Here is an 11,709-nt window from a genome sequence, read left to right on the forward strand (position 1 = left end):
GCAATGGCTTCGCTCACACCACGGAATCATTGCGAACCTCCACCGACGACCTTGTACAAAGTGACCCGGTTGGCCAGTTCGGCCTGCCGCACGCCGATCAACCCTTGCTGAGCCGCGTATAAGGTGCGCTGCGCGTCGAGCTGAGTCAGGTAGCTGTCCCGTCCTGCGGAATAGCGGGCCTGCGAGAGGTCGTAGGTGCGCGTCGCGGCTTCCACTAGAGCCTGCTGCGCCTGCCGCTGCCGCCCCAGGACGGCCAAGGATGCGAGCGCATCGGCCGTCTCTCGGAAGCCAGACTGGATCGCTTTTTCGTACGCCGCCAGTGCGATATCGCGGTCTGCCGTGGCGCCAGCCAGATTCGCGTCCAGCCGTCCCGCCTGAAAGATTGGCAGGCTGACCTTTGGCGCGAAACTCCAGGCGCGGCTTCCGCTCTCGAACAGGTCCGACAAGCTTGTACTGGCGGTGCCCACTGACCCCGTCAGGCTGATCGATGGGAAATAGGCGGCACGTGCGGCACCGATGTTGGCATTGGCGGCGCGCATCTGGTGTTCGGCAGCGACGATGTCCGGCCGACGCAACAGGATGTCCGACGGCGCCCCCTCTGGGAGTTTCAAGCTGTTCACGGTCACCGCATTCAACTCGACCGCAAGTCCATCCAGATTCACCGGGTGACCGACCAGCAGGGTCAGCGCATTGAGGTCGCGCTCCACCTGTCCGGTGTACTGCGCCTCCTCGGCCCGAGCCGCCTCAAGCTGCGTGCGCGCCTGATTGAGCTCCAGCGCAGAAGCGTTGCCCAACGCATGGCGTCTCACGGCCAAGTCGTAGGATTTCTCCTGGGTCGCAAGCGTCGACTTGGCGATGCCCAGCCGCTCACGGTCAGCAACCAGCGTCAGATAGGCATTGGCTACTTCAGCCACGAGGCTCAACTGCACGCTGCTCTGTGTCTCCTCCTGGGCCAGATAGCGCAGCAGCGCCGCCGCACTCAGTTCACGCACGCGGCCGAAGAGATCCAGTTCGAAGCTGGCGACGCCCAGTCCGACGCTGTAGGCCTGCGACACTGGAGCATCGCCACCCGTGCGCTCCCCGACGCCTGTGACCTGCAGCAACGGAAGGCGATCGGCGCGTTGGACCCGGTACAAGGCACGCGCTTTCTCGACGTTGAGGACCGAGACCCGCAGGTCACGGTTGTTTTCGAGCGCTTGCGAAATGAGTCCAGACAATTTGATGTCTGTGAAGAACTCGCGCCATCCAGCGTCGGACCGGATTGGTCCCGCATCAGGAACATCAGCAGCCAGTTCAGCCCACGTGCCCGTCGGCCATTGTGCGGCGACGTTAGGTTGAGCCTCAGGCACGGATGGCGACAAACTCATACACCCGGCAAGCAGAGAGACCACGGCGCCTACGATGAGCGTTTGCACGTTCTTGTTCATGGGACTTCTCCCGCGGGGGCGACGATCAGCGGGTCTTGGCCGGATGCCTTGCGCTGGACAAACAGTCGCTCCACCACCACGAAGAACAACGGGATGAAGAACAACCCAAGCAACGTGCCGACCACCATGCCGCCGAGCACACCAGTCCCGATGGCACGTTGCGCGCCGGAGCCAGCACCCGATGCCAGCGCGAGGGGGAGCACCCCCAAACCAAAGGCCAGTGAAGTCATCAGAATGGGCCGCAAGCGATCGCGTACCGCGGCCATCGTGGCCGCAATAAGTTCCGCGCCGCTTTCGAGGTTGGCCTTGGCGAACTCGACGATCAGGATGGCGTTCTTGCTCGTCAGGCCCACGGTGGTCAACATCGCAACCTGGAAGTAGATGTCGCGCTCCATGCCGGTGAGCGAAGCTGCCAGCGCCGTCCCCAGTACACCCAGCGGTGCAACCAGGAGAACGGCCGTCGGAATGGTCCAGCTTTCGTACAGCGCGGCCAGACACAGGAAGACGATCAAGAGTGACAGCGTGTACAGCAAAGGCGTCTGTGCACCAGCCTGGCGCTCCTGAAAGGAAAGCCCCGACCACTCAATGCCAAAGCCTGGCGGCAGTTCTGCCGCGTGGCGCTCAATCGCTGCCATGGCTTGGCCCGAGCTGGTTCCCGGTGCGGGCTCGCCCTGAATTTCGAGGGCGGAGATGCCGTTGTAGCGCTCCAGGCGCGGCGAGCCGTAGGACCATTGCGACGATGCAAAGGCGCTGAACGGCACCATCTGGCCCTCGGCGTTGCGCACCGACCATTGGTTGAAGTCCTCCGGCACCATGCGGTACGGACCGTCGGACTGCAGCATCACGCGCTTGACGCGCCCACGGTCGAGGAAGTCATCGACATAGCTGCCGCCCCAGGCCGTCGAAAGCGTCGCGTTGATCTGCGCCGTGGACAGGCCCAACGCAGACGCCTTGGCATGGTCGATCTTCAGCCGCAACTGCGGCGTGTCTTCCATGCCGTTGGGACGCACGTTAACCAAGCTCTTGTCCTTGGCGACTGCTGCCAGCAGTTGGTTACGCGCTGCCAGCAAGGCCTCGCGCCCCTGGCCTCCGTTGTCCTGAAGGAAGAAGGTGAAGCCTGCGGCCGTACCTAGCTCCGGCATGGCTGGCGGCGAGAAGGCGAACGCGAATGCGTCCTTGATGCTCGCAAACGCGCCCATCGCACGTCCTGCTACGGCGTCGACCGATTGCTCTTCAGTCTTGCGTTCTCCCCAGTCCTTCAACTTGACGAAGGCCAGCGCTACGTTCTGGCCCGTGCCGCCGAAGCTGAAGCCTTGAATGGTGAAGACAGACTCTGCCGCCTCTTTTTCTTTGGTCAAGAAATACTGCTCGACCTTCTCCACCGAATGGAGCGTGCGGCCCTGCGTGGCGCCGACAGGCGCTTGCACCATCGAGAACAGAATGCCTTGGTCTTCCTGCGGCAGGAATGAACTGGGCAGGCGCATGAACAACAGCACCATGAGGGCCACCAAGGCGAAGAAGATCGCCATGAACCGCTTGGAACGGCTCAGGATGCCGCCGATCGAGCGTTGGTAGCGCGCACTGCCGCTGTCAAAAGTGCGGTTGAACCATCCGAAGAACCCACGTTGACCATGGTGCTGCCCTTTGGGCAGCTGCTTAAGTAGGGTCGCGCACAAGGCCGGAGTGAGCACGATGGCAACCAGCACGGAGAGCGCCATCGCAGAAACGATGGTGATCGAGAACTGTCTGTAGATGACACCCGTGGAGCCAGACATGAAGGCCATGGGCACGAACACCGCCGACAACACGAGACCGATGCCGACCAGGGCGCCGGTGATCTGGCTCATGGACTTGCGCGTGGCTTCCAGCGGCGACAGTCCCTCCTCGGACATGATTCGCTCTACGTTCTCCACCACCACGATGGCATCGTCGACCAAAAGGCCGATGGCCAGCACCATCGCGAACATGGTGAGCATGTTGATGGAGAACCCCAGCGCGGCAAGAACACCGAAGGTGCCTAGCAGCACTACTGGCACCGCGATGGTCGGAATGAGCGTCGCGCGGAAGTTCTGCAGGAACAGATACATCACCACAAAGACCAACGCGATGGCTTCCACCAAGGTCTTCACCACGCCCTCGATGGACACACGCACGAACGGCGTGCTGTCAAAGGGCGTATAGGCCTTCAATCCCTTTGGGAAAAAAGGCTGCAGTTGTTCCAGGCGCTGCTTGATGCCCGTAGCGACTTGAAGCGCATTCGCGCCGGTCGCCAGCGTGACGGCAATGCCGCCGGCCGGCTTGCCGTTGAAGCGTGAGACAACGTCGTAGCTCTCAGCCCCCATCGCGATGCGGGCCACATCGCCCAGCCGCAGGATGGAGCCGTCAGTGTTGCTGCGCAGGACGATGCTTCTGAACTCTTCAGGTGCATGTAGACGGTCCTGCGCCGTGATGGTCGCGTTGATCTGCTGGTTGTCGGTGGCCGGTGTACCACCGAGCGAGCCGACCGCGACCTGTGCGTTCTGGGCGCGGATCGCGGCCGCGATGTCATCCGGCGTGAGCTTGTAGGTATTGAGCTTGTTAGGGTCCAGCCAGATGCGCATGGCGTACTTGCTGCCGAATACCTGGATGTTGCCGACGCCGGGCACGCGGCTGAGTGGATCAACGAGGTTGGCTCCGACGTAGTCCGAAATGTCGTCCTTGTCCATGCTGCCGTCTTCGGAGACGAAGGCGAGAACCTGCAAGAACCCGGTGCTGGACTTGGACACATTGATTCCCTGGCGTTGCACCTCCTGCGGTAGCAGCGGTGTCGCCGCCTGCAGCTTGTTCTGCACCTGGACCTGGGCGGTGTCGGGGTTGGTGCCGCTCTGAAAGGTCAGCACCACAGAGGCGCTGCCGTCTGCCGAACTGGTCGAGGAGAAGTACAGCAGGCCGTCCAAGCCTTTCATGTTCTGCTCGATGATCTGCGTCACCGAGTCTTCAACCACTTTGGCCGATGCGCCTGGGTAGTTCGCAGAGATCGAGATCGTGGGTGGCGCGATCGTCGGGTACTGCGAGATGGGCAGCGTGAAGATTGCAAGACCACCTGCGAGCATCACGATGATGGCAATGACCCAGGCGAAGATGGGACGGTCAATGAAGAAGCGAGCCATGGTCTGTCCTCTCAGCGCACGCCGGCGGCGCTGGCTGCCGGGGAGCCCGCTGGAGCGGGAGCGGCCTTGGCTTCGGTCGTCTTCACCGCGATGCCGGGCTGGATCTTTTGCAGACCTTCCACGATGACCTTGTCACCTGCGGCCAGCCCGCCATCCACAAGCCACTTGTCGCCCACGGTGCGGTTTGCCTGGATGGCGCGCTGCTCAACCTTGCCGCCCTTGTCGACCACCATAACGGTGGCATCACCCTTCGGACCGCGAGCAACGCCTTGCTGAGGGACCAACAGGGCCTCCTGGCGTGTTCCGTTGCCGACGATGGCACGTACGTACATGCCGGGCATGAGAAGTTGGTCCGGGTTCTTGACGACAACACGCAAGGAAAAACTTCCCGTCGTTGGGTCGACCGTCATCTCCGAGAAGGCCAGTTTGCCGCTGTGCGCATAGGGCGTGCCGTCTTCGAGCAGGATCGAGACAGGCAACGCGCCGCCGTCCTTCAGTGAGCCAGAAGACAATTCCTTGCGCAGGGCTAGCAGTTCTGCGCTGGACTGGCTGAGGTCCACATAGATCGGGTCCAGTTGCTGCACCGTCGCGAGTGCCGCACTTTGGTTGGCTGTGACCAGCGCACCTTGCGTTACGGACGATCGGCCGATTTGGCCGCTGATGGGCGAGGTGATCCGTGCAAAGCCTAAGGTGACGGCGCTGCCATCGGTGTTGGCCTGCGCGGCCTTCAAATCTGCTTCGGCTTGACGCAGTGACGCCAGGGCATCGTCGTTGTCCTGCTGGCTAACCGCTTCGATACGCGCGAGGTCAGCCGTACGCTTCTGCGTCAGCCTGGCATTGGCCACGGTGGCCTGCGCCCGCGCCAAGTTGGCTTCGGCGTTGTTGAAGGTGGCCCGGTAACTCGCATCGTCCAGTTGGTAGAGGGCCTGGCCGGCCTGCACGCGTCCGCCTTCGGTGAACAGGCGCCGCGCGACGATGCCATTGACCTGCGGCCGAACCTCGGCGATCAAGGACGGAGCCACACGACCAGGCAGCTCCCGCGTCAAGGTCACGGGCTGTGGCTGCAAAGTGACGACGACGACCTCCGGCTGGCCTGCGCGAGCTACGGGCGCGCCCTCCTTGCTGCAACTGGCGAGAACAACGGGTAATAGGCCCGCGATAAGCAGACGAGAGGGAGAAAACAAGGACATCGAGCGAGTTCTAAAGGAGGCGGCCATGCCACCGACAAACGAGAGTAAACGTTCATTCTCTTTTCTTGTCAAGTTATTTTTGCGCGCGATGCTTACCAAGCTCGGTTTCGGACGGTTCACGAGGCGAAAGGCCGTGAGTACGGCTCCGTGTACGTCGTGATTCCACCCAATCGTGCCCCTGAAAACCGGGGGTGAATCCCTTTTTTGAATCGTGGGAAGTCAATCGGCGCTGCTCTTACGTCTGTCAGCGCAAGTGTTTCGTACGCATTGACCGTGGTCGACATGCCGCCCCGGATCAGCGCTTCTCTTTGCCGTCGTCGAGCTGTTCAATCCGCAATCGAGCACGCGCGGTCGCTTGCTGGAGCCGCTCCGCCATTAAGTCCGATCTGCCGGCGATGTGATTGCCACTGTGACTGAGCCGGTCTACGACACGGCCACCGGCGAATTCCTGTTGATGCGCCTCATGGGCAAGTGCGGCCGTATCAGCCGCTGTTCTTCGTCAAGGGGACATCGCGATGAGCGCGAACAAGCTGCGACTGGGACCGCTACCCAGGACAGAGACCGTCAAGCTCACCTTCGCGTGTTCTGCCCGCCTAAACCTTGACCGCTATGCCGCGCTGCATGCGCAGACCTATGGCGAAGCGGTCGATGCGATGACGCTGATCCCGTACATGCTGGAAGCGTTCATAGCGCGGGATCGCGGCTTCAGAAGAGCCGACGCCATCAAACCGGTCGGACGCAAGACTTCTGGTGTCAGCTAAAAAGAATCGACTGCGAATCACTCATCCAACCAAAAAAGCCGTTCCCGCAGATGCGGGAACGGCTTGTGCGTTGGTGCCCGAGGCCGGAATCGAACCGGCATGACCGTGAGGTCGAGGGATTTTCTTACCACTTCGACTTTCGCCGCCAGCGCATGCGCTGTTCGTGGTCTGGAGCACGCCTTCACCATAGCCTTGCGGCCGTAGGTGCCCGCCGTCTGCTCTCTACACCTTCCCACGAACCTTTCGATTCAGGGCTTGGCTCGGCGTTGGCTCGGACGCTTGCGCGTCCAGGGCGTTCACCGACTTTGACGGACTTCACCTTCGGAGTTTCCTCCGGAGGGCTCAAATTGCTTCAAGTCCCTTGTGTCTACCAGTTTCACCACTCGGGCTGGCTTGACTCGTTAACGAATCCATTTTCGCCCGGCCACCACCGGGCTTGCTCCAACTATACCGCTCGCTTGGCTCCTGGCTGGCTCCCAGCCTTCCAAGAGACCAACCTAGGCTGCGTGCCCGAAGGCCTGGAAGCCCGCGCCATCACTAGCTTTGCGGGCTACTTCCTTGCAAGGAAAAAGACTTGACAAAGGAGGTTTTAAGTCCAATGTGTATCGTATGCGCCTTGCTTGGCTGAGGCTTTTTGGACATAGTCCGGCTCGCCATAAATGGCGCGAATCTCTTCCTTCGTCGTCTTGCCGAGGATCAGGTTCTTCTTCAGCGCTTCGGTGGTGTAGAGACTCGGGTCGTCCACCTTTTCGGCGAACGCCGGCGCAGCGAAGGAGGCGGCCAGCATGGCCGAGATGCAGAGCGTGCGAAAAGGCTTCATGGTCATATCCGTTTACCCTGTGATTGCGCCTGAATTTCCAAATTCCATCCATACCATGCTGACACATCCGCATTCGGCCCGCATCAGCGATGCGTGCCGAGCTTAGGCGCGCCGAAACGGCACCGTCAAGGCGCGTTTTGGCGGCCGCCGCTGGCGCGGTCGCGGCGAGGCCGAACTCGTCTACCATCTGCGCCAGGACCGGCGCCGCCGGACCATGGGCACGCGCACCGCGCCGTGCCGCCTTGGGGATGGCGTCCGGATGGAAGCGTGGATCGTGCTGGCGGTATTGGCGGTGCCGGTGCTGCTGATCGTGATGCTGGTGGCGCTGGCAGGCGTGCGCCGGCGCGTGGTGGCACTGGAACTGCAACTGGCGCAACTGCACGGCGCCGCGCCGCAGGCGGCGCCGGCCGCTGCCCGATTCGACGCCGCCGCTGTCGATGCCGATGCCGGGAGCGATGCGCCGTTCGCAGAAAGCGATACCGCAGCGGCTCGCCCGTTCGCCGTGGCCGCGCCTGTCGCGGTCGCACCGCGCGCGCCTACGCCGCCGCCGCCGTTCGCCGCGCGCCCGGCCGCGGCGGGCGCGGCCGCGGACATCAGCGTCGCGCCGCTGCCGCCCGCCCTGCGCGGCCCGGATCCGATCGAGCGGCTGCTGGCCGGGACCAAGCGCTGGTTCACCGAAGGCAACGTGCCGGTCAAGATCGGCATGCTGGTGCTGCTGGCCGGCGTCGCCGCGCTGCTGAAGTACGCTGGCGACCAGGGCTGGCTGCGCATGCCGATCGAACTGCGCTATGCCGGCATCGCCGCCGCGGCGCTGGCCGGCCTGGGCTTCGGCTGGCGCCAGCGCGAACGCCAGCGCAGCTTCGCACTGGCGCTGCAGGGCGGTGCGATCGGCGTGCTGCTGCTGACCGTGTTCGCCGCGTTCAAACTGTCCGCGCTGATGCCGGCCGGCGCCGCGTTCGCGCTGAGCATCGTGCTGGTGGCCGGCATGTGCGTGCTGGCGGTGCTGCAGGAATCGCGCACGCTGGCGGTGCTGGCCACGCTGGCCGGGTTCCTGGCGCCGATCTGGCTGTCCACCGGCAGCGGCAACCATGTCGGCCTGTTTTCCTACTACGCGGTCTTGAACGCGGCGGTGTTCGCGATCGCCTGGCATCGGCCGTGGCGGGTGCTCAACCTGCTCGGGTTCGGCTTCACCTTCGGCATCGGCACGCTATGGGGCGTGCTGCAGTACCAGCCGGCGAAGTTCGCCAGTACCGCGCCGTTCCTGCTGCTGTTCTTCGCCTTCTACCTGCTGATCCCGATCCTGTACGCGCGGCGCCAGCCGGCCGCGCGCGGCAAGCTGATCGACGGCAGCCTGGTGTTCGGCACGCCGCTGGTCGCGTTCTCGCTGCAGGCCGGGCTGCTGCGCGGCGAGGGCCTGCCGCTGGCGCTGTGCGCGCTGGCCTTGGCGGCGCTGTATGCGCTGCTGGCCGCAGCGCTGATCCGGCGCGAACGCTTCGCGGTGCTGGGCCAGGCCTATGCGCTGCTGGCGGTGGGCTTCGCCACGCTGGCGGTGCCGCTGGCGCTGTCCGCGCGCGCCACCGCCAGCATCTTCGCGCTGGAAGGCGCGGCGCTGGTGTGGCTGGGACTGCGCCAGCAGCGCGGGCTGCCGCAGTTCAGTGGCGCCGGCCTGCAACTGGCCGCGGCGCTCGGCTTCGTGCTGGGGCTGGATCTGGCCGGGCACGACGCCCAGGCGCTGGCCAATGCGACCTTCATGAGCGGTGCGCTGCTGGCCGTGGCCGGTTTCGCCAGCGCCTGGAGCTATCGCCGTGCCGGCGCCGACACGCCGGCGCCGGCCTGTTACCTGTGGGGCCTGGCCTGGTGGTGCGGGATCGGCGTGGCCGAGATCGAACGCTTCGTCGCGGCCGCGGCGCAGGCCGACCTGTTGCTGGCCTTCGTCGCGCTCAGCGGCTGGCTGGCCGCCGAGGCGCAGCGCCGCTGGCCGGCGCGCGCGCTGGCCGCGACCACGCTCGGCGGGCTGCTGCTGGCGTTGCCGCTGGCGGTGCTGCAGGCACACGCGCACGGCCAGCCGTTCGCCGGGCATGGCGCCTGGGCGTGGACGCTGTTCGCGGTGCTCGGCGTGCGCAGCCTGCTCTGCCTGCGCGGCAGCGGCGGCTGGGTGGCGCGGGCGGCGCAATTCACCTGGTGGCTGGTGTGGCCATCGGCGCTGTGCCTGCTCGGCAGTTGGCTGGCGCGGCGCTTCGCCCTGGCCGAAGGCTGGCAGTGGGCGTTGCTGCTGGCGCCCTGGCTGCTGGCGGCGGCGCTGTCGCTGCTGCGCTGGCCGTGGCTGGCCGCGCCACTGGGGGCGGACTTCGACCGTTGCCGCAGCGCGCTGCAAAGCAGTCATTTCGGCCTGCTCGGAGCGGCATGGCTGTGGACCTTGTGCGTGCCCGGCGCGAGTGCGCCGTTGCCGTGGGTGCCGGTCATCAATCCGCTGGAACTGACCCAACTGCTGGTGGTGGCGCTGGCCGCGCGCTGGCTGTGGTCGCCGAGCGCGCCGGCGCCGTTGCGCGGCCAGCGCCTGCAATTGCTGGCCTGCGCGGGTTTCCTGTGGGTCACCAGCGTGACCCTGCATGCGGTGCATTTCTGGAGCGCGGTGCCCTGGCACGCGCTGCTGTCCGATGGCGTGGCGCAGACCAGCCTGACCGTGGTGTGGAGCGTGCTCGGCGTGCTCGGCTGGGTGCTCGGCTCGCGCCGCCGCCAGCGCGGCCTGTGGCTGGCCGGCGCGCTGCTGATGGCGGTGGTGCTGGGCAAGCTGCTGCTGGTGGATCGTGGCAACCTCGGCAATGTCGCCGGCATCGCCTCGTTCATCGCCTACGGCCTGTTGTGTACCGTGGTCGGCTATTTCGCGCCGGCGCCGCCGCGCGCCATCGAACCGGCCGAGGAGGCCCATCCATGAAACGCCTGATTCTTGCGGCAGTGCTGCTGGCGTTGCTGCCGCTCGCGGGCTTCGCGGCCAGCCAGCGCGACGCCTATGCGCAGCAGTGGCCGCTGACCCTGCAGGATCCGGGCGCCGGTGCCTACCGCGTGCAACTCGACGATGCGGTGTACCGCAGCACGCACCTGGCCTCGCTGGGCGACGTGGAGGTGTTCAACGCCGCCGGCGACGCGCTGCCGGCAGCGCTGTTCGCCGCCGAGCAGGCCGAAACCACGCCGCGCCGGCAGCCGCTGCCGTGGTTCCCGCTGCCGGCCGTGGCCGGTGGCGGTGCGGACGACCTGGAGCTGATCGCCGAGCGCGACAGCGACGGCAGCGTGCGTCGCATCCGCACCCGTCTCGCCAGCGGCACCACCGCCAGCGCCGCCGAGGCCGGCTGGCTGATCGACGCCAGCGCGCTGCGCGAGCCGTTGCGCGCGCTGTCGCTGCAGTGGGCCGCCGATACGCAGCCGCGGCAGGCGCGCTACCGGGTCGAGGCCAGCGACGATCTGCGCGATTGGGAGTTGCTGGTGCCGGAGGCGACCCTGGTCGACCTGGCCAACCAGGGCAATCGCCTGCAGCAACTGCGCATCGGCATCGATCGCCAGGTGCGCTACCTGCGCCTGCTGCCGTTGTCGTCGCCGCCGCTGCCGCGCCTGACCGGGGTGGAGGCCGAACTGGCGCCGGCGCCCGCCGCCGCCGCCTGGCACTGGCAGCAACTGGATGCGCTGCACGCCGATCCGGCGCAGCACAGCTTCGACTTCGCATCGCCCGGCCGCTATCCGGTGGCGCAGCTGGACATCGCGCTGCCCGGCAACAGCGCGATCGAATGGCGCGTGCAGAGCCGCGACAGCGCCGAGGCGCCGTGGCAGGACCGGGCCGGGCCGTGGGTGGCCTACCAGGTCGGCGCCGGCGCCAGCCGCTCGCCGCCGCGGGCGCTGGCGCAGCCGGTGCGCGATCGCTACTGGCGGCTGCTGGCCGCGCAGGATCCGGGCCGGCAGCGGCCGGCGCTGCGCCTGGGCTACCAGCCGGAAACGCTGATCTTCCTGGCGCAGGGCACGCCGCCCTATGCGCTGGCCGCCGGCAGCGCGCGCACCCAACGTGCTGCCGCGCCGTTGGCGGCCACGCTGCAGGCCTTGCGTGCGCAGCGCGGGCCGCAATGGACGCCGGCCACGGCCACGCTCGGCGCGGCGGTGCCGCTGGCCGGCGCCGCCGCATTGCAGCCGCCGCCAGCGCCGCGCGACTGGAAGACCTGGCTGCTGTGGGCGCTGCTGGTCGGCGGCGCGCTGAGCGTGCTCGGCTTCGCCTTCAGCCTGTTGCGCAAACCGGCTGCGCCCGGCGCGGGTTGATCGGCCGCCGGCGATCCGCGCGGCCGCACGCTGCGCGATGTCTCGATTTGCCGCTGTACGGTG

The 11,709-nt window shown here is 66.1% G+C and carries 7 protein-coding genes; 3 read left to right on the top strand and 4 right to left on the bottom strand.

All coding sequences use genetic code 11. The features are described 5' to 3' along the window. Nucleotides 1-26 precede the first annotated feature (26 nt). Genes FZ025_RS14045 through FZ025_RS14055 form a run of 3 tightly spaced genes read right to left on the bottom strand, consistent with a single transcriptional unit; the run spans nucleotide 27 to nucleotide 5,766 of the window. A complete protein-coding gene (locus FZ025_RS14045; RefSeq protein WP_046977692.1) occupies nucleotides 27-1,427 on the bottom strand; it encodes an efflux transporter outer membrane subunit in 1,401 nt (466 codons plus the stop codon). Next, nucleotides 1,424-4,576, bottom strand: coding sequence for an efflux RND transporter permease subunit (locus FZ025_RS14050; RefSeq protein ID WP_046977691.1), 3,153 nt, complete (start codon nucleotides 4,574-4,576; stop codon nucleotides 1,424-1,426). Before FZ025_RS14050 ends, FZ025_RS14045 begins: the two co-directional genes overlap by 4 nt. 11 nt (nucleotides 4,577-4,587) lie before the next feature. After that, the gene (locus FZ025_RS14055; protein WP_046977690.1) at nucleotides 4,588-5,766 is read right to left on the bottom strand and encodes an efflux RND transporter periplasmic adaptor subunit; all 1,179 of its coding nucleotides are present in this window, start codon (nucleotides 5,764-5,766) and stop codon (nucleotides 4,588-4,590) included. A 515-nt stretch (nucleotides 5,767-6,281) separates the two neighbouring features. Between FZ025_RS14055 and FZ025_RS14060 the strand changes: the two genes are divergently transcribed. Next, a complete protein-coding gene (locus FZ025_RS14060) occupies nucleotides 6,282-6,527 on the top strand; it encodes a DUF2274 domain-containing protein (RefSeq protein ID WP_046977689.1) in 246 nt (81 codons plus the stop codon). Between the two features lie 589 nt (nucleotides 6,528-7,116). On the opposite strand, the gene FZ025_RS14065 is transcribed toward FZ025_RS14060, so the two are convergent. Next, nucleotides 7,117-7,347, bottom strand: a complete 231-nt coding sequence (locus tag FZ025_RS14065; protein WP_208803655.1) for a hypothetical protein — start codon at nucleotides 7,345-7,347, stop codon at nucleotides 7,117-7,119. A gap of 259 nt (nucleotides 7,348-7,606) precedes the next feature. Between FZ025_RS14065 and FZ025_RS14070 the strand changes: the two genes are divergently transcribed. After that, nucleotides 7,607-10,282 carry a DUF2339 domain-containing protein gene (locus FZ025_RS14070; protein ID WP_046978507.1) on the top strand — a complete coding sequence of 892 codons (2,676 nt, stop codon included), beginning with the start codon at nucleotides 7,607-7,609 and terminating at the stop codon, nucleotides 10,280-10,282. After that, nucleotides 10,279-11,646 (top strand): DUF3999 domain-containing protein, encoded by a 1,368-nt coding sequence (locus tag FZ025_RS14075; RefSeq protein WP_104558246.1) that lies wholly within the window; start codon nucleotides 10,279-10,281, stop codon nucleotides 11,644-11,646. Before FZ025_RS14070 ends, FZ025_RS14075 begins: the two co-directional genes overlap by 4 nt. The last annotated feature ends 63 nt before the right edge of the window (nucleotides 11,647-11,709 follow it).

The sequence above is a fragment of the Xanthomonas hyacinthi genome (genome assembly GCF_009769165.1).
In the GTDB taxonomy this organism is placed as follows: domain Bacteria; phylum Pseudomonadota; class Gammaproteobacteria; order Xanthomonadales; family Xanthomonadaceae; genus Xanthomonas_A; species Xanthomonas_A hyacinthi.